Raw genomic sequence first — 22,048 nt, forward strand, 5'->3', positions numbered from 1 at the left:
GTGTTAGGGTTAGGCCAGAAACGCAGAGACTACTCCTCTGCGCTGTCTGGTTTGAAGGAGTCACAATGCAACAATTTATTGATTTTATCAGCGACAACCAACAGCTGATCCTGTCCTACAGCGTTAAGATCCTGGTGGCGCTGATTATTCTCTATGTCGGCCGCTGGTTGTCCAAAAACCTGACCCGTATGCTGGAAAAAGCCTTACTGAGCCGTAAAGTCGACAAAGCCGTGGTGTCTTTTTTAGGCGGTATTATTCAGACGGCCATTATGGTGCTGTTTATCCTGATTGCGTTGTCACAGGTCGGTATCCAGACCGCATCTTTTATTGCCATGTTGGGTGCAGCAGGCCTGGCCGTAGCACTGGCGCTGCAAGGCTCTTTATCCAATTTTGCCTCCGGTGTGCTGATTATTCTGTTCCGTCCTTTTAAAGCTGGTGATTACGTTGATACAGCAGGTGTTTCAGGCACAGTAGAGAAAATCGAAATCTTCCAGACCATTCTGCGCAGTGTCGACAACAAACGCATTATTGTGCCCAATTCGCAAATTACCGGCGGTGCCATAGTGAACTATTCCGCCGAAGCCACCCGCCGTGTCGATTTAGTGGTTGGCATCAGCTACGGCTCAGATTTACGCAAAGCCAAATTGATTCTGGAACAACTGGTGAAGGCCGATGGTCGTATTCTGGCAGAACCTGACCCGCTGATCGCAGTGGGCGCTTTGGCCGACAGCAGCGTGAACCTGATTGTGCGCAGCTGGGTCAATGCAGCCGATTACTGGCCGGTTTACTGGAGCCTGCTGGAAAACATCAAGCTCAGTTTTGACGAACAAGGCATCGAAATTCCATTTCCGCAAATGGATGTCCATCTGAAAAAGGAAACGAACCCATGAAATACCTGGTCCTCTCCCTGCTTGCATGCAGCTGTATCGCGGCACAGGCCGAAGACACTTCAGCCACAGCCTCTGACGAACCCAAATTAGGCTGGAGCACCACCGCCGAGCTGGGAGCCATCACCACGTCAGGTAACACCAAAGGTACCTCAGTCACCGGCAAAATAGATTCCAGCCATGAGATGGAGCACTGGTCGAACGAATACAGCCTGAGTGCTTTTTATAAACGCGATGAAACCACCACCGATGATGGCAATACCCTGATACAGACCTCAGCCGAACGTTATGCAGCCTCCGCCAAAGGCGGTTACCGGCTTGATTCAGATTCGGCCCGGCTGTTTATTTATGGCTCCCATATAGATGACCGTTTTGGCGCTTACACCGAATACAGCACCGTCGCCATTGGGTATGGCGATCAGATCTTTAAGACAAAGGACATGTCGCTGGACGGCGAAATTGGTCCTGGTTATGCCCGCGGTAAAACCGATGCCGGCGAACAGGAAAACGGCCTGTTGGTCCGCAGCGCCGCAACCTTTCGCTGGCAGTTGAGCGACAATGCCCGTTTTAAACAAACAGTGGCGCTGGAATATGGTGAAGACAACAAAAGGACAGTGGCTGAAAGTTCGCTAACCAGCAAGCTCAATGGCCGCCTGCAGATGAAAGCGGCCTTTTCCGTGCAAAACGACAGCAAGGTGCCTGTTGGCAAACAGAAAACCGATACCCAAACCTCGTTAACCCTGGTGTATTCGTTTTAAACGGATGGATGCCAGCTCTGGCAGGCTGGCATCAAAGCCAGCCTTTTTGCCGGGCAATCCGGGCTGCGTCAACCCGGTTGCCCGCCTGCAGTTTGCTGATGGCTTCAGACAAATAATTCCGCGCCGTGCCTTCGGCAATATACAAAGCCGCGGCAATCTCCGCGGTGGTTTTACCTTCGCCGGCCAGACGCAGTGCCTGCCGTTCCTTTTCGGTCAGCGGGTCTTTTTCGCCCAAGGCGTTCAGCAATAACTCCGGGTCTATCACTTTTTTACCCTGCAACACCTGGCTGATGGCCTGAGTCAGCTGCTCTATAGGGGCGTCCTTCAGCAAAAAGGCCCTGACACCGGATTCCAGCGCCCGCTGCACATAACCGGAGCGGCCAAAAGTGGTCAGAATCATGACCTGGACAGGCAACTGCTGTTGCTGCACATAAAGCGCCAGATCCAGACCGCTGCAAAGCGGCATTTCAATATCGGTGAGCAATAAATCAAACTGCTGTTGCTGCAGCAAAGTCCGGGCGGCGAGACCATGTTCAGCTTCGGTCACCTCAAACTGACCGCTGAGGCGCAGCAAGGCAGCCAAAGCACCCCGCACCATGGCCTGATCTTCGGCCAGCAAAATACGTGTCATCAGGCTGTCCTTGGGATCTGAAGGTGAAAACGGGTGGGGTCAGTCTGCCAGCTCAGCTGCCCGCCCAGCAAGCTCAGGCGTTCAGCAATGCCTTTCAGCCCCTGACCCGCCTCTATAGTGCTGCAGGCACCATCGTCTGTGATCACTAACGAACGTTGCTCTCCGGTCTGCTGCAGCGTCAGCCACACCTGCCGGCCCTGACAGTGGCGGATAATATTGGTGATCAGTTCGGTCAGCACGGGCACCAGGCATTGCTCCTCCTGCTCTGTCAGGTCTTGCCATTGCCCGTTCAGCTCCACCGCAAAACCAGCCTGACGTAATAATTCCAGCAACGGCTGCACTGTGCTGTCCCAACCCTTATGGCGGTATCCAGCCACGGTATGCCGTACCGCTGATAAGCTTTCGCGGGCAATCACACCCAGTTGTTGAACTTCCTGCAAAGCCTCGGCCTGCTGGCCACGCTGCAGAAACTGTGCGGCTAAATCCGCCTTCAGAATCACACTGGACAGGCTGTGCCCCAGAATATCATGCAAATCTCTGGCAATCCGTTCCCGCTCCAGCTGCGCAGCCAGCTGACTGATTTCCGCTTTGCTTTGTTGCTGCTGGCGTTGCACCTTTTGCCGCCATTGCTCTACCTGGCCCATAGTGCCAATACCCAGCACCAGCAGGTTGCCATAGAGACTGAACTCCCAGACCCCATCAAAGAGCCACCAGCCGAGCAGCGTGATCCAGCAGCCCAAGCCGAGGATCAGCAGCGCGAAATAGCGCAGAGGTAACGCAAAACCAAAGAAAAAGGCCGCAAAAGCAAACAGGCTGATGGAACCAAAAGTGACAGGGGTGATCAGGCTCGCCACCAGCACTATACCAAGCGCCCCCAGCAAGGTCCGGCGTTTCTGCGTGGAATAGGCATAAAAATAACAGACCAGAAACCCAGCCAGAGCCAGCAGCTGCCAGCCAATCTCCATCAAGCTGTAGGGCCGGAACCACACAGGCACCAGGTAAAACACCAGATTCACCAGGTACACCCATTTCAGCCGCGATTCTTTCTGATCCATACCTGTCCTTAGGGCTGGCCGGACTCCGGCCAGCCTGCTGTTTAGCGTCAACACTGCTTAGTTTTGACTGTAACGCTGCTGTTGTTCTAACAGAAAACGGGCCCAGCCGTAATCCGGGTTCAGTTGCAGCGCCTGTTGCCAGTCGGCCACAGCCGCGTCTTTATTGCCGGCATCCATGCTGGCCAGTCCACGCCAGGTATACGCTTCTTCCTGGCCCCAGCAGATTTGTGTGCAGGGCCGGCTGAACTGCGCTATGGCCTGGCTGGCCAGTTCTGCTGCGGCCGTTTTACTGCCCCCAAAGACAGCTGGCGTGTTGAAGGCAGAAATAGCTTTGACCAGCAGTACCCGTGGATTGTCCGGTGCCAGCTGTTCCGCTTTCGCCAGGGCTTCTGCGGCTTTTTTGCCATATTTGGCGCCGTTTTTCAGCGGGCTTTCGCTGATCATCAGGCCATACACGGATGACAGCAACGCCAGATTTTCTGCATCCGGCTGTTGTGCCGTCAGCTGTTCCAGCGTCTGACGCGCCTGCTGCAAAGCAGCCGAAAACTGTTCAGAGTTGCCAGCCACCTGGCTGATCACCGCCAGCCGGTACTGGGCGTAGGCCTGCGGATAACTGACCTCAGTTCCTTTGGCGTAGTCCGTCAGCTGCGTCAGTTGCATGCGGTTGGCGGCCGCGTCAATCTGGTCAATGCTGGCAGCCTGCACTGCAGTAGTCAGCAGGGTCAGAGCAATAAGTAATGGCTTCATTTTTACTTTCCTTTTTCATAACACCCCGTTGGTGTGGTGTCATTATCGGAAGTCAGCCAGCACTGCGGCAGGCACAAAAGTCACCAGTTGCACCTGACAAATGTCATCTGTTTTTCAGCCTTAATACACCTTTAGCGTGCTGTAGCCCAGCCCCTGCTGCTTCTCCAGCCGGATCTGCACTGCAATACGCTCTTTTAATGCCTCCACGTGGCTGATGACACCAATCTGTTTGCCACTGGCATTCAGCTGGTCCAGCGCCGCCAGCGCGCTGTCCAGGGTATCCGGGTCCAGGGTGCCAAAACCTTCATCCAGGAACAACGAGTCAATGCGGGTTTTACTCGACACCAAATCAGACAATGCCAGTGCCAGTGCCAGACTGACCAGAAAACTTTCGCCGCCTGACAAGGTTTTGGTGTCGCGTTCCACGTCGGCCTGCCAGCTGTCGACGACCACTAAATCCAGCTCGGCATCGGCTTTGCGTTTCAGCTGATAGCGGCTGTGCAGCCGCTGTAGCTGGGCATTGGCCAGCTGTACCAGTTGTTGCAGGGTTAAGCCCTGGGCAAAGCGGCGAAAGCGCGCACCGTCCGAAGAGCCAATCAGGCTGTTCAGTTGCTGCCAGCTGATCAGTTGCTGCTGTTGCTGCTCTATTGCCATCGCCAGTTGCTGCTGTTGTTGTTGCTGTTGCCGGTCGGCGTCCAGTTGCTGTTGCAGGCTGGCCAAAGTTGCCACCAGCTCCAGCATCTGTTGCTGTATCTGCTGCTGTTGCGCTGTCAGTTGCGGCAAATCCAGCCCGGTCAGTTGCTGTGCCTGCAACTGCTGCAGTTGCTGCCGGGCATGCTGGCATTCTGCCTCTGCCGCTATCGCCTGTTGTTGCAGTTGCTGTTTCAGCTGGCTCAGCTCAGCCACCTGTTCAGGGCTCAGCAAAATCGCCAGAAAGGCGGCTTCGCTCTGAAAAGCTGCGCTGCTGAGCTGCTGCTGCCACAGCTGTTGTTGTTGTTCCAGTTGCTGCTGCCACTGCTGCAACTGCCGGGCACTTTGTTCCTGTTGGCCCAGTTGCTTCTGTAAGGCAGCGCTGTGTTGCTGCACCTGATGTTGTAATCCGGCCAGATCCGCGCTTGGCTGGGTTGAGCCCCCGTCAGCCTCTACCTGCCAGGTACTGGCCTGTTGTTGCCAGAATTGCAGTTGGTGTTGCAGCTGCTGCAGGTCTTTCTGTTGCAGTGCCAGCTGATGTTGATTCTGTTGCCACTGCTGCAACAGCGTGCGCTGTGCCAGTGTGTGTTTCAACTGCTGTTGCAGTTGTTGTTGCAGCGCGATCAGCCCCTGCGGCAGTTGCGACTGCCATTGGGCACTGAGCAGTTGCACCAACTGCTGCCACTGCTGCTGCAATTGAGCCTGCTCCTGCTGCTGGTGTGCCAGTTGTTGTTGCAGCTGCTCGACACGGGCCTGCAGCGCTGCTTTTTGTTCGGCTGCCGCTTTGCCTTGTTCCAACACCAGTTGCTGTTCGTGCTGCAGTTGTTGCCACTGCTGTTCGGTCTGGCTTTGTTCCAGTTGCTGATAGTGTTCAATGGCCGGGTGCTGTTCGCTGCCACATAAAGGACAGGCTTCCCCGGGTTGCAACCGGGCTCTGTGGCCAGCCAATTGCAGGATCAGCCGCTCCTGTTGCAACAACTTCTGTTTGTCCTGACTTTGGCTGTCCAGCTCTCGGTACCGTTGTCGCAGTTGCTGTACCTGCAGCTCCTGTTGTTGCACCGCCGGGGTTAATTCTTCCAGCTGCTGCCGCCAGCCCTGGTTTTGCTGTTCCAGCCGCTGTTGTTGCTGCTGCAGCTGGGTCAGTTGTTGCACCACTTCCAGTTGCTGGCGTTGGCGCTCTTCCTGCTGCTGCAACTCTGGCAGATCGCTGTTGTGCCCCTGCAGCTGTTGTTGCAGCTGCTGCCCTTCTGCGAAAAGCTGCTGCTGTTGTTGTCTGGCACTGTACTCCTGTTGCTGGCTGGCCATCAGCCCTGCTGCAATCTGCCGTTGCAACTGTTGTTGCTGCAGAGCCAGTTGCTGATGTTGCTGCTGATAACTCTGTTGTGCCGCCGAGGTCTGCTCCCTGTGCTGCTGCAATTGCTGGTACTGGCTTAACAAAGGGCTGTGCTGCTCAAAACGCTGCAGCTTATCCAGGGCACTGTGCTGGCGCTGCTGTTCAGCCTGCACCTGCTGCTGTTGGGCCATCGCTTGTTGCTGGCGGTTTTCAGCCTGCTGCAACTGCTCACGCCAACGCACCAAAGGCAACAATGCCTGTTGTTGTTGCTGAAGTTGTTGTTGCTCTGTGCTCAGTTGTTCGGCTTCAGCCGTCAGCTCAGCCCGGCGCCCGGCATCCAGCAACTGCACCCCTGAGAGTTTGGCGAGCAGCAACTCCAGCTGATTTTTTTCTTCTTTAGTGCGTTCAAACACTGCCACCGACAACTGACCATAAATTTCAGTGCCGGTCAGCTCTTCCAGCAGCTCAGCGCGTTCATTGGCCGGCGCATTCAGAAACGCAGCAAAACCACCCTGAGCCAGCAACATGGATTTAGTAAAACGGCCAAAATCCAGGCCGGTCAGTTGCTCGGTCAGCTTCAGTTTTTCGTTGCTTTTGTCGGTCAGGATCTGGCCGTCGGCGCGCGCCAGCTCCACTTTAGCGGCCTGCAGATTGCCATCAACAGCGCCACGGGAACGGCGCTGGCTCCAGAAGGCACGATACACCTCTCCCCGCACTTCAAACTCCACCTCAGCCAGGCATTCACTGGTATGGCGGCTCATCAGTTCGTTACTGCTTTGCGACAGTTGTTTCAGCCGGGGCGTCTGGTGGTACAGGGCCAGGCATATCGCATCCAGAATGGTACTTTTACCGGCGCCGGTCGGGCCTGTAATGGCAAATAAATTGGTGTCTGCTAAAGGCGGGGCTGTGAAATCAATACGCCACTCACCTTTCAGCGAATTCAGGTTTTGCAGCCGGACAGTACGGATTTTCATACCCCGCCCTCCTGCAATTGCAGCAGCAAGCCGGCCACCATCTGCTGAAACTGCTGTTGCTGCTCAGCACTGAGCTCTTCCTGCTCCAGCCGTTGCTGCAGCACCAGCGCAGGCGCCAGTTCCGTCAGGCTGATGTTTGCGTCACTGTTCAGGCCGCTGACCAGCGCAGATCGGGCGCGGCGCAATTTCAGCAGCTCCACCGGCAAATCGGCCAGTTGCTGCTGCACCAACTGATGCAATTCGCTGAGCAATGCATCAGCGCCGGTCAGTTGCAGTTCCAGCCAGAGTTTTTGCCCGGCTTTCAGTTGCTCCAGGGCTGGTGTGAGCAAAGCATCCAGCTGCTTCAGTTCACATTTCAGGCTCAACATCGGCTGAAAACAAGGCACAGGCAGCAATTCCAGTTTGGGTTCAGTGCCATTCAGCTCCAGCAGCACCACCGACTTTTGCTGGCGGCTTTCATCAAAACTCAGCGGCAAAGGCGAGCCGCTGTAGCGCCAGAACGGATTGCTGGCGATTTGCTGCGGCTGATGAATATGGCCCAGCGCCAGATAATCGACCGGCGGGAAAGCGCTGGCTGGGAAGGCATCCAAAGTGCCAATATAAATATCCCGCACCGATTCCGTGCAGCTGGCGCCTACTGTGGTCAGATGGCCAGAGGCCAAAATGGGCAGCTCCAGGCCCAGTTCCTGCCGCCGCTGCAGGGCCAACTGATACAGCTGCTGATAGACGTCAGCAATGGCCTGCTGCAGCTGTTGTTGTTTGGCCTGGGCGCTGTCGCCGCTCTGGCTTTGCACTACATCGCGGCTGCGTAAAAAGGGCAACGCCAGCAACAAAGCTGCGGGCTCGCCTTGTTTATCCGCCAGTGTCAGCAGATGTGGCTCTGGCTGCCCCAGCCAGCCCGGGATCACCCGGGTATGCAGTTTGGCCAACAGGCTCTGGCTTTCCTGCAACACAGCCACAGAATCGTGGTTGCCACCTAATAAAATCAACTGACAGCCAGTCGGCAACAGATCGACCACCAGCTGGTGGTACAACTCGCGGGCATAACTGGGTGGGGTGCTGGTGTCAAAAATATCACCGGCGACAATCAGTGCATCGACCTGGTGGTGTTCAATCTGTTGCTTTAACCAGACAAAAAACGCCTGATGTTCAGCCGCGCGGCTTTTGCCGATAAAGTGTTGCCCCAGATGCCAGTCGGAGCTGTGTAAAATTCGCATAAGGCCGTTTTATTCCCGGCAGCAAGTGCCTTAAAAAAAGCGCTCTGGAAAAGAGAGCGCTTCTCAGAAAATCATGGCCTTAGCATAACCTACTCTGCATCAAACAATAACAGGCTGCTCAGCACAGTTTCGCTGACCTCGCGGTAAAACTGCGGATCGATACGGTCTGAAGTATCGGTGGGCTGGTGGTAATCCGGGTGGTCTGGCACACCAAAATAGACAAAGTCGATGCCGTGCTGATGGAAGATATGATGGTCAGAGCCCGTGGTCCAGTCTGGTGTATGGCCGGCCAGCCACTGAGGCCGGTCATGGCCCAATAACAACCGGACTGAGCTTTGCTGCTGCAGCTGCTGCAGAACAGGTTCCAGCCTGGGTTGATGATAAGCGCCCACCGCAAATAACTGCCGGGCCGTGTCACGGCTTAACATATCCAGATTGATATTGAGTTTTATCTGTTCCGGCTGCAGCAACTGCTGTTCAAACAGCATCCTGCTGCCCCACATACCTTGTTCTTCATGATCCACAGCAACAAACCACAAGGTATGGCGGGGCGGGTGCTGTTTAAAATAACGGGCCAGCGCCAGCAGAGCGGCCACCCCTGAGGCATTGTCATCCGCACCATGATAAATCTGCCCCTCCTGCACACCTAAATGGTCGTAATGAGCGGTGATCACCAGCATGGGCAGTGCAGGGTCTGTGCCGGCAATTTTACCCAGTACATTGGCCGCCCCCTGATGGTCAGCGGCTTTACCTGACCTGGCCTGATAAGGCTGGCGATACCCTTCAGTGCCCGCTGGTATCAGGCCAATTTTTTCAAACTGCTGCACCAGCCAGTGTTGCGCGGCCAGGCCACCGGGTTGCCCTGTGCCCCGACCCGCCATAGCCTCAGAAGCCAGTTGCTGTAAATCCGCCAGCTGTTGCGGCCAGTCCAGCCGCTCCGGCATCTGTGACACCACTGGCGCAGGTTGCGCTGCCAGCCGCTGCTGCTCCAGTTGAGTCATCCATTGCAGGTACTGCGGCCAGCCAAACCAACCCACTCCCCCCAGCACCACCGTCGCCACACTCAGTTTCAGGAAAAAACGCATTTCGCTTGTCCGCTGCTCAAAACCTGACAGGCTACTGCGCCAGTTGTGTATTGCAAAGCCGGCCACCGACCAACAGCAGGCTTTTTGCGCTGGAAAGTAGCGGTGGCCAGCACTGAAACCAGCTACACTAGCGCCAGTTGAATCCGCCGTCATGAGATGTTCCGTGCCTGCTTTATCACGCCAGTTTTTGTTCGCTATTGTCAGTGTGCTGATTGCCATGATGGTGATCCAATCCGGCGCCTCCATCGCCAAAACCTTGTTTCCCCTGATAGGGCCCGAAGGCACCACTGCGCTGCGGGTTGGTTTTGCTGCCCTTTTGCTGTCGCTGGTGTTTCAGCCCTGGCGGCACTGGCCACAAGGCAAAAGCCGCCAGGCCATTGTGTTGTATGGGCTTTGTCTGGGTGGCATGAACCTGATGTTTTATCTGGCGATAGCCCGGATCCCGCTTGGCATCGCCGTCGCTTTGGAGTTTACCGGCCCGCTGGCGGTGGCCCTGCTGTCGTCCAAACGTAAGCTGGATTTGCTCTGGGTAGCGCTGGCCATTCTTGGGATCACCTGTCTGCTGCCCTGGCAAGGCGAACAGGCGGTACTGGACCCGCTGGGGGTGGTACTGGCGTTGGGCGCCGGGGCCTGCTGGGCTGGTTATATTATTTATGGGCAGCGCAGTGGCGGCGCTATCAGTGGCGGTGCCGCTGTGGCCATTGGCATGGGTGTGGCCGCCTGCTTTTTGGTGCCCATCGGCGTGGTCAGTGCAGGCTCTGCGCTGCTGGATGGTTCTGTGTTGCTGTTTGGTCTGGCGGTGGCTCTGATGTCCAGCGCCATTCCTTACAGCCTGGAGATGGTGGCGTTAAAACGGCTACCAGCGCAGAGTTTCAGTATTCTGATGAGCCTGGAACCGGCCATCGCGGCTCTGGCCGGTTTATTGATTTTGTCCGAGCAGCTCAGCCTGCTGCAATGGGGCGCCATAGCGGCGGTGATTACCGCCTCGCTGGGCAGCAGCCTGACGGCAAAAAAAGCGCCCTAGAACTTCACTTTAAACAGATTCAGGCTGTAGTCAATGAGCCGCATATCACCAATTTCGCCATGGCCGGGCACCACCACAGTGGCCTGGCTATACTGCTGCCGCATCGCCTGCAGCGCTTTGGGCCAATGCGCCAGATCCGCTTCGGCTATATAACCCAGCCCTGGAAAACGTGGCGCTTTAATGGCACAGCCGCCCACCAGTACCTGTGCCTGTGGCAGATAAGCCACCAGATTGTCTTTGGTATGGCCTGGGCCTGGGTAATACAGCTCAAAAGGTCCATGCGATATTTTTTGCCCCACATCAAAACGTCCCAGCGACTGTGGCAACGGAATATTTTCTTTGATACTCAGCAAACGGGTCTGGGCCGAGCTGAAAAACGGGATCTGCCGCTGGTACAACAGCGCTGAACCGCCGGTTTTGTCGGCATGCGAATGAGTCGCCACCACACTGTGTACAGGTAACTTCAGTTCAGTCTGCACCCAGTCCAATAACTTTTCAGTGGACTCATTGCCCCAGGCCGTGTCGATGATCCAGATTTTGCCCTGATAACGCGCCAGCACACCATTGGAATAAAAACGCACGCCGTTCGGAAAACTGTACCAGGAGCGGTGCACCCAGAGATCCGGGCTCAGCTGGATCACTTCGAGATCCGGGCTCAGCTGCAGTGCTTTTGGTTCGGCCTGCACAGGCAGTACTGCCGACAACCACAGCAAAAAGGACAAGATAAAACTGAATAGCTTCAAATGGATACCCTCTTTGTACCTCAAGGGTACAAGGTCTAAAGTTTTTTATAGCAGCCACTGGGCAAGGCCTGCAACTTGCCTTACTCTGGCAGCACAAAGTTCAGATGATCTGTTATGCAGCCCCATAGCCTGTTAGCCAGCCGGCTTCACCAACCCGCCGCTTTAAGTGCGGAGCAAAAGCAGCAAAGCCGCCGCCATTGCGGCTTTGGCTGCATTTTTTGTGGCTGTCCAGTCTACCAGTATTTTCAACTGGAGGGACAGCCAGAGCTGCTGGCCATTTGCCCTTTGCATCAACGTCAGTTGCAAAAAAACCTGCTGAGCCCGTCTACACTGGAGCAAAGAGCACAACACCCGATCAACCTGGACAGGCAACACCTGCCCGGCTTTAAATTCGACCCGGATCGGCGTATCCAGTTGTCGGTGGGCATGAACACACTGTACGCCGATTTGCCGGATGCGGGTGGTGAACACCCGCTGATTTGGGTAAACGGCCAGGTATTTTTTTGTTTGCATGCTGACCGGCACTGGCTGAGTTTTTCCTTTGTGCTGTCGGACACTCAGGGCCAGCCCTTAGTGCAGGTGGTGCAGGGGGAACTGCAGCACTGCCCGGCCGGTTGGGAATTCAGTTACGAAGTGATGACCCTGAAAATCCGCGACAGCCAGAAACGCCTGGTATTGACCGCTCAGCTGTGTAATGACCGGGTTCTGGTGACCAAAGGCCTGTTTCTGGACCCCCATAAAGACGGCTTTGCAGTGGAGGGCAACCGGGTGATAGCCATGCTGGATGGCCAGAAAGGCGGTGAGTATATGCAGCGGCTGGAACCCGGCCGGTATCAGGGCGGCTGGGCTTTATTTAATAAGGTACGGTATCCGGAATTAGTCATGCCAGGCAGTTTCGCCTTTATTTGTGCCACGAAACGCAAAAGCCTGTAGCAGCGAAAGGAGGAGTGCGGATGAAATATCAGTTATGGTTCAGTGTTTTAGTGGCTGTCACTCTCAGCTCATGCGGCGGCGGTGGCGGCTCCTCAGGCAGTACGGGCGGGACGGGCGGCGGCAGTACCACTGCACCGGTCTGGACAGCAGGTGTTTACAACAACGAAAGCCAGTACAAAGATTATTGCGCCACACCCCGCAGCGGCACCGACCCCTATAACAGCAACCAACCTTACCCGGACAAAACCGGTACCGCCATGCATGAAAAAATGTGGTTACGCTCGTGGAGTAACCGCACTTACCTATGGTACCGCGAACTGCCCGACCGCGACCCGGCGGCTTATTCTGTGGCGGCTTATTTTGACCAGTTAAAAACACAGCAGACCACAGCGTCTTCCGCAGCGAAAGACCAGTTTCATTTTATTCAGGATACCGCCAGTTATAACCAGCAAACCCAATCCGGCGTCAGCTCAGGCTATGGCATTGAATGGTCGGTGGAATCCACCACAGTGCCACGCTGGTTTCAGGTGGCCTATACCGAACCCAATTCGCCAGCCAGCAATGCTTCAGTCCGCCGGGGCGATATTATTCTGGAAATTGACGGGGTGGATTTTATTAACGACCCAACCCAGGCCGGGGTGAACACCCTGAATGCCGGTTTGTTTCCAGACAAGTCCGGTGAGCCGCATCAGTTTAAATTCCGCCGCCCGGATGGCACTGACTACAGCCTGACACTAACCTCCGCCAATGTGGCCAGCAGCCCGGTGCAAAACGTCAAAGTACTGAACACCAGTGCAGGCAAGCTGGGCTACATGCAGTTTAATTCCTTTATCACACCGGCTCAGCCGCAGCTAATCAGCGCGGTAAGGCAGTTCCGGGACCAGGCGGTCAGCAACCTGGTAATCGATTTACGTTACAACGGCGGAGGTTTGCTGGCCTTGTCCAGCCAGCTGGCTTATATGATGACGGGGCCAGACATTATTCAAAGCCGCTACTTTGAAAAGATGCAGTTTAATGACAAGTACCCGACGACCAACCCTGTCACAGGCGCCACACTGCAACCAACGCCCTTTTACAACAGGGAAATTAATTACGAACAAAACACCCTGACCAACACCAGCTTGCCTAACCTGAACTTAAGCCGGATTTTTGTACTGGCCACCGGCAATACCTGTTCGGCCAGCGAAGCTTTTATCAATGGCCTGCGAGGCGTGGATGCCGAAGTGATCCTGATTGGCGACCGCACCTGCGGCAAACCTTATGGTTTCTATCCGCAGGACAACTGCGGCAGTACTTATTTCACCATTCAATTCTCGGGTGTAAATGCCAAAGGTTTTGGCGACTATGCCGATGGTTTTGTTCCAACACCATCACCGCAGTTTGACGACCAGGTAAAAGGCTGTGCAGTACCTGACGACTTTAACCATCAACTGGGCGACCCGGCCGAGGCCCTGCTCGCTGCCGCGGTGCAGTATGCACAAAGTGGCAGCTGCCCGGTCAGCGCCAGCAGCACAGTCAGCCAGCTCACCCGCAGTCACAGCAGTGAGGTACCGGCCTTGTTGACCACACCAGCAGTGCGCAACCCGAACGACAGCCTGCTGGACCAAAGTATTCGCACCCCGGTGACCCGGCAGGAGCAACCATGAGACTGAGCCTTGTCATCGCCGCCTTGTTCCTCAGCGCCTGCCAGCAGCAGCTGCAGGCCGAACAACAAGCCGCCGTGCTAACCGAAACCTCAGCCCAGGTGCGGCTGGAAATACAACAGGCCATACAGCAAGCCATAGGCGGCGAGCTGGTGTTGCTGGCTGACAATGTATTTTTATTTGAATCCGAAATTTGGATAGAAAATGCGGTATTGCGGGACGAAAAAGGCCGCCCCCTGGACGGCCGGGTCCAGCACGCGGCGAACCTGTTTCAGCTGAAACTGGAGCATGGCCGCTGCGTACTTCGCCACAATAAATCCAACCAGAACTTTGAGCTGAAAAGCGCCCACTGCGTCGCCGAAAAACAGCGTTACCCGGAGACCACTCAATAAGGCGTTGAAGTTCATACGATAAGGCCAGCTTGAATGCTGGCCTTAGTTTTTCTGTTGCTGACAGGTTATATCACCCGCTGCCAGGTCTGGCTACGACCTAACAGAGCAAAGCCCAAATACCCCCGCACAGTCAGCTGGTCCGCCGTGTCCAGACTCAGGGTACAGCTGTATAACTTACCGTTTTTCGGGTCCAGAATATCGCCGTCGCTGTAGTCGTCACCGTCTTTGCTCAGGCCTTTAATAATCACCAGCCCCAGCACCGGCTGGTCTTTGTCGGCACCTTTGCATTGTCTGCACAAGGCAGCTTTTTTCGCCGGGTCAAAAATCTTCACCACCTTGCCGTACAGCTTGCCATTTTCTTGATAAATTTCGACCACCGACTTCGGCTGACCGGTTTCATCATCAATGGTTGTCCATTGCCCTGTGACAGTGGCCGTCGCGGCAGGCTGATTGGCCTGTACAGAACCCATGGCCGACAACACCAGCACGAACAAAGACACACAGATTTTTTTCATAAAAGGCCACTTTTAGAGAAAAGACAGGCAGGCCAGGGAACAGGCCTGATTCGGGGCGCATCATCCCTTAGGACGAAAAACAGAGTCAAGCGGCAATACGGCTAAGCAGAATGCTGGGGCACGGGGCAAGACTTGACCCCATTGGCGGTCAACCCGACAAACTTACAACTTAAAAAAACGTCTGCCTAAGTACCAAAAAAATACAGAAAAACAACAAACCAAAAAATAAACTAAAAAATGAATCGGTATAATAACAACCCAAGCAAGGTCTGCCTGCGCATCCACATAGTCAACAGAATACTTGGCATCCCAATACAATTTCATATAAATCACAGAAAACAAAACAGAAACAATGAAACCACCATACTCCGCCCAATAGAGATTTTTATTCCTAAAGGTAGCGATGTAACACATTACTGAAGACACCAAAAAAGGCACCACCCCCAACAGAAAATAATATGAAGCATGCAAAGTATACATTGCACTTACTACAATAAAAACAATCAAAGGTAATACTGACAACCCAAATATTAAACTTCTGAATATCATATTATTAAGCAAAATTACAAACCTCATAACTACCACTATATTCCCCCGTCTCCTTCGTGTAAACATCGGCTGCAGGGTCACGGCTGCAGGGTCAGGTCTTGCCCCGTGCCCCCGCGGGAGACTTGTGGCTTTTTCCTGAAATAATCCGGCTTATGGTTCCGTAATGCAAACAAAAGTAACGGCTTAACTCGGCCATGCTGTAACCTCCGCTGGCGAACGCTTGCTGGATGGCGTCGTTTCTGCTGCTTTGTGCTGCATACCACTCCAAGGGTTTGGCGATACTCCTCTTTTGCACAGCGGGCACTTCCGTTAATAGGTCTGGCTGCTTTATCTGGTGCTGCATCCGGGTGACAAATTCATCAGACCCGATGAACAACTGTTGTTTTAGCCCTGCCCACAAATCATTCAAAAGTCCAGCGTTTACAAAACGCTGATAGTGTTCAATAGCAGAATGTCGTTCCGATGCAAACATCAGCAAGAGTTGGTCTACCGCCAACCAAGGCGGTGTGGGCTGCATGCCACAAGTGCAGGAATAGCTGCTCCAGAGCCATTCTGCACAGGAGTTCACCATATGCGCTCGCACCGGGTTTAAGACGATGTATCGGCTGACTTCGAGTAGGTGACTCTCTTTTTCCACCAGAATGGCCTTGTAACGACCTTGCAGTAAATGGCCTACACGACGGTGATGATGGTTAAACTGTTGTGTATAAACGCCATTTAGCTGACGCATGCCCGCGCTTAAATTGGCATCGGGCGTCTCCAACAGTAAGTGGTAGTGGTTGGTCATCAGGCAATAAGCATGGATCACCCAATTATAGCGCTGACAAACCTGAGCAAGAATCTCAAGAAAGCGGTCAAAATCGGCTTCTTCTAAATAAATGGCTTTGCGTTCATTGCCACGTGAGGTCACGTGGTACAACGCACCGGCAAATTCCAGTCTTAGCGGTCGGCTCATCCGTGCCTCCCTTTCTCATCCATGGTCAGCTGACTATAGCCCTTTGCACACCGTCCTGCTGATATCCTCTCCACCTCTCACCAAGGGGCACGGGGCAAGACCTGACCCCGTTGTTCGGCTATGACCCCGCTGTTCGGCTAAGGGCTGTAGTCATATTCCACATACCAGCCATCGGCCAATGGCTTAGTGAAATACACGGGTTCTTGTGGATTGTGTTTATCCAAATCATGCAGCTGTGGAATATAGTCAGCCAACCGGGACGGGTTGTAGCTGTAGCTCATAGCCGTACTGTCACCGGCAAACGTAAAGCCCCATTGCCTCAGCAATAACGAACAACCACCATCAGCACCCTGTTGCAGTATCAGGCTCTCGCCCCCTATTTGCCTGATCAAGCGGTCAATTTTTGCGAAGTCTGCAGCCAAAGGCATTGGGTACTCAGGCGCAGTCCCTGGCTTATAAACTTTATGGCGGCTATTCATTTGCTTTTGCACAGCACAGGCCAGAGTTGTCAGTTGCTGAAACTCAGCCCGATGTTGGAAAAAATGCGGAGTCAGCTCCGGAACGCCTGATCTTTCAGCCGCAGCTTGGCTGCATTGGTACAGCACAAAAAGCCAGCAGAAAATTAAAAAAGAGAAGAGTAGTTTCATCCTTGACCTCTGTAAATTCCGGCGGCCTCCCTTAAGGCTCACAGCCAGAAAACTGAACACTATCCGTCAGCTATCTAAACAAAGTCCAGAATTACGTGGTTTCCCCTTAGTGTCAACAGACCTGTTCAACGAAGAGATCAGTATCAGGCCAACTGCCGGCCGCGTTGATGGAGCTGCATCGCCAGTTCGTCGGCCTGTTGCTGTTCCTGACGTTGTTGTTTTTCCTGTTGCACCAGCTCACGCCGCTCGACCAGGCATTCAATGCCTTTGCTGAACGCCGCCTGCTTGCGGCAAACCTGCTGCTGTTGCTGCAGTTCCTGCTGGCTTTGTTGCACTTTGTCCTGCTGCTGTTGTTGCATATCCCACAGCACGTTTTGCATCGACGCCAGGTTTTGCAAACCAAGGGCAGATTTCATCTGGTAACTGCGTTCCAGTTGCTGAATATGGCCGGTCAGCAGCTGCAAGCGCCGTTCTTCCTGCTGACTGTGCTGCGCCAGCTGGTGTTGCCGTTCGGCCATTTGCAGCAGGTTCTGCTGCTGTAACTCCAGATACTGCTTTAACATGTGGTTCAGCTCCCGAGTAATTGCTGCAGTTGTTGCTGGGCTTCAGTAAAACTGCAGGCCTGGTTTAAACCCTGGGTCAGAAAGAGTTCTAACGCCGGATAGAGTTGCACCGCCTGGTCCAGTTCCTGGTCTTTGCCTTGTTGGTAAGCACCAAGCGGGATCAGCTCCTGCACCTGCAGGTAGCGGCTGTAGAGTTTCTTCAGTTTGTAGGCCTGTTTCAGCTGGGCTTCCGGCACTATGTGTGGCATCACCCGGCTGATGGAGGCACCAATATCAATGGCCGGGTAATGGCCCCGCTCCGCCAGGCTGCGGCTGAGCACTATATGGCCGTCCAGAATAGCGCGGGCGGCGTCTGCGATCGGGTCCTGCTGATCATCGCCTTCCGCCAGAACTGTATAAATGGCGGTCATACTGCCCTGGCTATCGGCACTGTTACCCGCTTTTTCAACCAGTTGCGTCAGTTTGCTAAAGACAGAAGGCGGATAACCTTTGGTGGCAGGCGGCTCGCCCACTGACAAGGCAATTTCACGTTGCGCCTGGGCATAACGGGTTAACGAATCGACCAGCAATAACACGTTCAGACCCTGGTCGCGGTAATAGGCGGCCAGCCGGTGCGCCAGTTCGGCGGCGCGCAGCCGCAGCAACGGCGACTGATCGGCCGGTGACGCCACCACCACCGCCTTTTTCAGGCCATCCGGCCCCAGGCACTGCTCAATAAAATCTTTGACTTCCCAGCCGCGCTCACCAATCAGGCCAACCACCACCACGTCGGCCTGGGTAAAGCGGGTCATCATGCCCAGCAGCTTACTTTTGCCGACGCCAGAGCCGGCGAACAGGCCGAGGCGTTGGCCCTGGCCAACGCTAAAAAGCCCGTTAATAGCCCGGATGCCAACATCCAGCGGCGCACTGACGCCTTTTTTCTGCAACGGGTTCACAGCGGCCAGGCTGGCGGAAATGCGCTCGCCTTCGGTCAACCGGCCTTTGCCGTCCAGCGGCTGCATTAAGCCGTCAACCACCCGGCCGAGCAACGCCTGCGACACCCAAAAACTGGAGGCGTCTGGCACAGCACGCACCCTGGCACCGGCCCGCACACCAGACACAGGGGCCAATGGCATTAAAAAGGCCTGGTCGGGTTCAAAGCCCACCACTTCGGCTTCACACCAGTCGCCTTGTTCGGTTTCCACCTGGTAACGCTGGCCCAGCACAAAATGGCCGCCGGCGGCCGACAAAATCAGCCCGTTCACCCGCACCAGCCGGCCAAAACTCAGCACAGGCGCCGGGCGTTTCAGCTGGGCTCTGGCGCTGGCCAGTTCGGCGCCCAGGTTACGCATGGTCACCCAACAATTGCTGTCGCAGTGGCAACAGCGCTTCGTCTAACCGCTGCTGGAAATCCAGCTGATGCAGCTGTTGTTTGCCATTAAACAACACCTGCCCTGCCGACAACTGGTTGTCGAGTTGCAAGGGCACCTGCTGAATTTGCGAAATACCGGTAAATAAGGCCGCGTCCTGTGCCGACACCGCAATAGACTGCAACGGATCGGTCGCACCCAATAAGGGCACCAGTTGCTCAATAGAGAGTTGCAGCAAGGCCGGTTGGGTCACCAGTTCGGCCTGCAGCACCAGGCTGCACAGCTGCTGCACTGTGGCCAGCAGCTCCGCCGCTATCTGCTGGTCCCGTTGTTGCAGCTGCTGCTCAAACTGCTGCGCCAGCAAATCCAGCGCCTGCTGCTCACGCACCAAGGCGTCGGTTTGTTGTTGCTGCAACTGATGCTGCCAGAAGGCTTCAGCCTGCTGCTCACCGGCCAGCCGGCCACGGCTGAACGCCTCTTGTTCTGTAGCCTCCACCCCAGCCTGATACCCTTGCTGGTAGCCCTGTTCGTACTGCTGCTGCGGGTGTACGGAACCATCACGCCGCTGCAGTGCCGGAAAACGCAAGGGTTGCGCGGCGCCGCTCATTTAGCCCACCGTCTCTTCCGGATACAACCGGTAATCCAGCTCGCCCGCCAGCATACGCTGCTTCACTATGGCCATAATCTCGGCGCGCGCCGCTTCCACTTTGCGCACAGGCTGAGGTTTCATGGTGTCGATTTGCTGACGGTACACCTGCGCCAGCCGCTTCGGTAACACCGCCAGAATGGCTTCAGTCAGCGCCACGTCGGCCCCTTTTAACGCCGTGACCCACAATTCATCCGGCAGGTCGGTCAGCAGCTGGTTCAGCACCTCTTCGCTCTGGCGGCTTAAGCTGAAGAAGTCATACATCTTGTCTTCAATGGCTTCGGCTGTGGCAGAGTTGTGCTGTTTCAGCAGCTCCATAATTTCCGCTTTGTTGCCGCTGTAGCGGTTCATAATGTCGGCGACCTGCTGCACCCCGTTGACCCGGGCCCCCACCTGTTCACCGACATAATCAATGCAACGCTCCAGGGTGTAACGCAAATCTTCAATCACGTGTTCGCTGACTTCGCGCATATTGGCGATACGGAACAGAATGTCATCGTGTTTTTGCTGCGGAAATAAGCCCAGAATGGCGCTGGCCTGCTCGGCCGGTAAAAAGGCCAGGATCAGCGCCTGCATCTGGATATGTTCCTGCTCCATAAAACGCACCAGCAATTCAGCCGGCACCCATTCCAGCCGGCGGATATCGTCTGCCAAAGCGCCACCATAAATATCGTCCAGCATGCCACGCGCCAGCTTACGGCCCACTGCTTTGTCGAGCGCCCGCTCCAGGTACAGCCTGGACGCACCGCTGACACCACTTTCCGTGCGGTACTGGTCAAAAAAGTCGGTCAGAATAGAGGCCACGTCGTCCTGCGTCACGTTGGCAATTTTGGCCATGCGCTCCGACAAAGCACGCACTTCGTTGCGCCCCAGCTTCTTGATAATACAGGCGGCATTTTCTTCGCCCATACTCAGCAGCAGTATTGCGGCTTTATCCAAATCACCAATGGTTTTGGTTTGCTCAGCTCTTAACGGATTCAACGCTGACTCCTCGTTCTATCCAGTATTTGATCACTGCTGTAACCCGGTCAGATTCCCGGTTGGCCAGCAGTTGCAAATGATTGATTTGGTCTGCGAATTCCGAACCTACTGCAGGTAAGTTCATGTTATGGGCGGCGGCGGCGCCGACGGCTGCATCCGCCGCAGGGGTTGCCACTCCGTCCAGAATGGCCGGACCTTTGGCTGCAGTGGCTTCCGCTTCTGCTGCTGAAGCAGCCGGGTTCAGCGGGTTCAGCCCGGTCACTGCGCCAGCCGCTGTGCCTTGTACTTTTTGTTTACGGGTCAGGTGGCTCACCAAAGGCCGCACACCAAAAATCACCAGCGCCAGACCAATCAAAGCCCCGACACCGTAACGGATGTATTCTTTCATCTCCGGCAATTGCCACCAGGCCATACCTTCCAGCTCAGCCGCAGCGCCAGCCGGCACAAACTCAAAGGCACTGATATGAAACTGGTCGCCGCGTTCGGCCTGGAACCCTGTGGCGGTTTTTACCATTTCGCCCAGTTGATCCAGCCGCGCCTGTGTCCAGCCAGCGTCACCTGCGGCCGCCTGATTGACCAGCACAGACACGCTCTGGCTTTTTACCCGGCCAATTTCATAGCGGGTATGGGTGATGGCTTTGCCGGTGTCGAACTCACGGCGGGTTTCGTTGCGCTGCGAGGTGCGTTCGTTGTTATCCGGCGCCGCCTGCTGGCCGGGTTGCACCGGTACCGGCGGCTGGTTGGCCAAAGAGCCCGGAATGCCCATTGCCAGCTGGTCCTGCATCGAGTCGGTTTTCATGTTTTCGCTGCGCAGCACCGCCTCTTTGTCCAGGGCTTCGCGGGTTTCTTCCACTACGTTAAAGTCGACGTCTGCGGACACCTGAATGCGGTAATTGCCATCCCCCAGCACCGGCAGCAGCATGATGGAGGCGCGCTGTTCAATCGAACGCTCCACTTTGTCGATAAAAGCGAGTTTTTTGTCAGTTTCTTTGCCAATAGGGGTTTCGTCGTACAGAGAACCCGACACCAGTTTGCCGCGCTGATCCACCACAGAGACCTGACGCGGGTCCAGCCCCGGAATGCTGCCGGACACCAGGCTGACAATGGCTTCGACCTGCTCAGGTTTTAAGTTGTAGCCAGGTGCTAAATCCACCATCACTGAGGCGGCCGATTTTTCTTCTTCACGGCCCACGAACAGGTTGCGTTTCGGAATGGCCAGATGCACCCGGGCGTTACGCACCCCATCCATGGTAATAATGGTACGGGCCAGTTCGCCTTCCAGGGCATGCTGGTACTGCATCGATTCCATAAACTGGCTGGTGCCCATGGCCATTTTGTCCTGCATGGCCGACAGACCTTCCGGCATCGCGGCCTTAATGCCTCGGGCTGCCAAGGTGATACGGGCATCCGCCAGGCGGTCCTGCGGCACCATAATATTGCCGCTGTCGGTGTCAATGCGGAACGGAAACTGCTCTTTATCCAGAATTTCAACAATACCGGCTTTGTCGTAATGCTCCTGGCTGCCATACAGAGGCACGTAGTTTTTTGCCGAAGTCCAGAGGATCACCACAATAGTGGCGGCGACCAGGGTGGCCAGCAGCGCAATGGACGCCAGGCTGCGTTCGCCCTGCGGCAAAAATTGCATTTTGCCGGACAGGTTAATCACTTTCTCCCGGAAGCTGCCGTCAATAGTGGCGGGCATGGCTTTCGCTAATTCAGTTTTCATCATTC

At 55.2% G+C, this 22,048-nt stretch carries 22 protein-coding genes; 7 read left to right on the plus strand and 15 right to left on the minus strand.

The features are described 5' to 3' along the window. Positions 1–65: 65 nt before the first annotated feature. Positions 66–890 (plus strand): mechanosensitive ion channel domain-containing protein, encoded by an 825-nt coding sequence (locus WKJ04_RS07360; protein WP_337879835.1) that lies wholly within the window; start codon positions 66–68, stop codon positions 888–890. Further along, positions 887–1,645, plus strand: coding sequence for a DUF481 domain-containing protein (locus WKJ04_RS07365; protein WP_337842353.1), 759 nt, complete (start codon positions 887–889; stop codon positions 1,643–1,645). The genes WKJ04_RS07360 and WKJ04_RS07365 overlap by 4 nt, the downstream gene beginning before the upstream one ends. Positions 1,646–1,676: 31 nt before the next feature. Here the strand turns inward: WKJ04_RS07365 and WKJ04_RS07370 are convergent, their stop codons facing one another. The 6 genes from WKJ04_RS07370 to WKJ04_RS07395 form a co-directional block, all read right to left on the minus strand. Then, the gene (locus WKJ04_RS07370) at positions 1,677–2,276 is read right to left on the minus strand and encodes a response regulator transcription factor (protein WP_337879836.1); all 600 of its coding nucleotides are present in this window, start codon (positions 2,274–2,276) and stop codon (positions 1,677–1,679) included. After that, the gene (locus WKJ04_RS07375) at positions 2,276–3,331 is read right to left on the minus strand and encodes a histidine kinase (RefSeq protein ID WP_337879837.1); all 1,056 of its coding nucleotides are present in this window, start codon (positions 3,329–3,331) and stop codon (positions 2,276–2,278) included. Before WKJ04_RS07375 ends, WKJ04_RS07370 begins: the two co-directional genes overlap by 1 nt. A 57-nt stretch (positions 3,332–3,388) precedes the next feature. Then, complete coding sequence (locus tag WKJ04_RS07380; RefSeq protein WP_337879838.1) at positions 3,389–4,078, minus strand: tetratricopeptide repeat protein; 690 nt, start codon at positions 4,076–4,078, stop codon at positions 3,389–3,391. Between the two features lie 120 nt (positions 4,079–4,198). Beyond that, the gene (locus tag WKJ04_RS07385; RefSeq protein ID WP_337879839.1) at positions 4,199–7,075 is read right to left on the minus strand and encodes an AAA family ATPase; all 2,877 of its coding nucleotides are present in this window, start codon (positions 7,073–7,075) and stop codon (positions 4,199–4,201) included. Next, positions 7,072–8,292: an exonuclease subunit SbcD gene (gene sbcD, locus WKJ04_RS07390; protein ID WP_337879840.1), complete on the minus strand. Its 1,221-nt coding sequence runs from the start codon at positions 8,290–8,292 to the stop codon at positions 7,072–7,074. Before sbcD ends, WKJ04_RS07385 begins: the two co-directional genes overlap by 4 nt. A gap of 89 nt (positions 8,293–8,381) precedes the next feature. Continuing rightward, positions 8,382–9,377 (minus strand): M20/M25/M40 family metallo-hydrolase, encoded by a 996-nt coding sequence (locus WKJ04_RS07395; protein WP_337879841.1) that lies wholly within the window; start codon positions 9,375–9,377, stop codon positions 8,382–8,384. A gap of 163 nt (positions 9,378–9,540) precedes the next feature. Between WKJ04_RS07395 and WKJ04_RS07400 the strand changes: the two genes are divergently transcribed. Continuing rightward, on the plus strand, positions 9,541–10,401 hold the full coding sequence (locus WKJ04_RS07400; RefSeq protein ID WP_337879842.1) for an EamA family transporter: 861 nt from the start codon (positions 9,541–9,543) through the stop codon (positions 10,399–10,401). On the opposite strand, the gene bla is transcribed toward WKJ04_RS07400, so the two are convergent. Beyond that, positions 10,398–11,144: a subclass B1 metallo-beta-lactamase gene (gene bla / locus WKJ04_RS07405; RefSeq protein ID WP_337879843.1), complete on the minus strand. Its 747-nt coding sequence runs from the start codon at positions 11,142–11,144 to the stop codon at positions 10,398–10,400. The genes WKJ04_RS07400 and bla overlap by 4 nt on opposite strands. Before the next feature lie 114 nt (positions 11,145–11,258). On the opposite strand from bla, the gene WKJ04_RS07410 reads away from it, so the two are divergent. Genes WKJ04_RS07410 through WKJ04_RS07420 form a run of 3 tightly spaced genes read left to right on the plus strand, consistent with a single transcriptional unit; the run spans position 11,259 to position 14,112 of the window. Then, the gene (locus tag WKJ04_RS07410) at positions 11,259–12,077 is read left to right on the plus strand and encodes a hypothetical protein (protein WP_337879844.1); all 819 of its coding nucleotides are present in this window, start codon (positions 11,259–11,261) and stop codon (positions 12,075–12,077) included. Positions 12,078–12,097: 20 nt separating this feature from the next. Beyond that, positions 12,098–13,723 (plus strand): S41 family peptidase, encoded by a 1,626-nt coding sequence (locus WKJ04_RS07415; protein ID WP_337879845.1) that lies wholly within the window; start codon positions 12,098–12,100, stop codon positions 13,721–13,723. Then, complete coding sequence (locus WKJ04_RS07420) at positions 13,720–14,112, plus strand: hypothetical protein (RefSeq protein WP_337879846.1); 393 nt, start codon at positions 13,720–13,722, stop codon at positions 14,110–14,112. The genes WKJ04_RS07415 and WKJ04_RS07420 overlap by 4 nt, the downstream gene beginning before the upstream one ends. Before the next feature lie 65 nt (positions 14,113–14,177). On the opposite strand, the gene WKJ04_RS07425 is transcribed toward WKJ04_RS07420, so the two are convergent. The 3 genes from WKJ04_RS07425 to WKJ04_RS07435 form a co-directional block, all read right to left on the minus strand. After that, positions 14,178–14,627: a DUF2147 domain-containing protein gene (locus WKJ04_RS07425; RefSeq protein ID WP_337879847.1), complete on the minus strand. Its 450-nt coding sequence runs from the start codon at positions 14,625–14,627 to the stop codon at positions 14,178–14,180. A 640-nt stretch (positions 14,628–15,267) separates the two neighbouring features. Further along, positions 15,268–16,131 (minus strand): transposase, encoded by an 864-nt coding sequence (locus WKJ04_RS07430; RefSeq protein WP_337879848.1) that lies wholly within the window; start codon positions 16,129–16,131, stop codon positions 15,268–15,270. Between the two features lie 137 nt (positions 16,132–16,268). Next, positions 16,269–16,559: a hypothetical protein gene (locus tag WKJ04_RS07435; protein WP_337879849.1), complete on the minus strand. Its 291-nt coding sequence runs from the start codon at positions 16,557–16,559 to the stop codon at positions 16,269–16,271. Here WKJ04_RS07435 and WKJ04_RS07440 point away from each other — a divergent pair. Further along, positions 16,559–16,813, plus strand: a complete 255-nt coding sequence (locus tag WKJ04_RS07440; protein ID WP_337879850.1) for a hypothetical protein — start codon at positions 16,559–16,561, stop codon at positions 16,811–16,813. The genes WKJ04_RS07435 and WKJ04_RS07440 overlap by 1 nt on opposite strands. Positions 16,814–16,921: 108 nt before the next feature. On the opposite strand, the gene WKJ04_RS07445 is transcribed toward WKJ04_RS07440, so the two are convergent. From WKJ04_RS07445 to fliF, 5 genes are read right to left on the minus strand one after another with little or no spacing between them, the layout of a single operon-like run. Next, the gene (locus WKJ04_RS07445) at positions 16,922–17,341 is read right to left on the minus strand and encodes a hypothetical protein (protein WP_337879851.1); all 420 of its coding nucleotides are present in this window, start codon (positions 17,339–17,341) and stop codon (positions 16,922–16,924) included. A 5-nt stretch (positions 17,342–17,346) separates the two neighbouring features. Next, positions 17,347–18,672, minus strand: coding sequence for a FliI/YscN family ATPase (locus tag WKJ04_RS07450; protein WP_337879852.1), 1,326 nt, complete (start codon positions 18,670–18,672; stop codon positions 17,347–17,349). After that, positions 18,665–19,297, minus strand: coding sequence for a FliH/SctL family protein (locus tag WKJ04_RS07455; protein ID WP_337879853.1), 633 nt, complete (start codon positions 19,295–19,297; stop codon positions 18,665–18,667). The genes WKJ04_RS07450 and WKJ04_RS07455 overlap by 8 nt, the downstream gene beginning before the upstream one ends. Next, positions 19,298–20,317 (minus strand): FliG C-terminal domain-containing protein, encoded by a 1,020-nt coding sequence (locus tag WKJ04_RS07460; protein WP_337842373.1) that lies wholly within the window; start codon positions 20,315–20,317, stop codon positions 19,298–19,300. It lies immediately after the preceding gene. Then, the gene (gene fliF / locus WKJ04_RS07465) at positions 20,298–22,043 is read right to left on the minus strand and encodes a flagellar basal-body MS-ring/collar protein FliF (RefSeq protein WP_337879854.1); all 1,746 of its coding nucleotides are present in this window, start codon (positions 22,041–22,043) and stop codon (positions 20,298–20,300) included. The genes WKJ04_RS07460 and fliF overlap by 20 nt, the downstream gene beginning before the upstream one ends. Between the last annotated feature and the right edge of the window lie 5 nt (positions 22,044–22,048).

The sequence above is a fragment of the Rheinheimera sp. genome, from assembly GCF_037442345.1.
GTDB lineage: Bacteria > Pseudomonadota > Gammaproteobacteria > Enterobacterales > Alteromonadaceae > Pararheinheimera.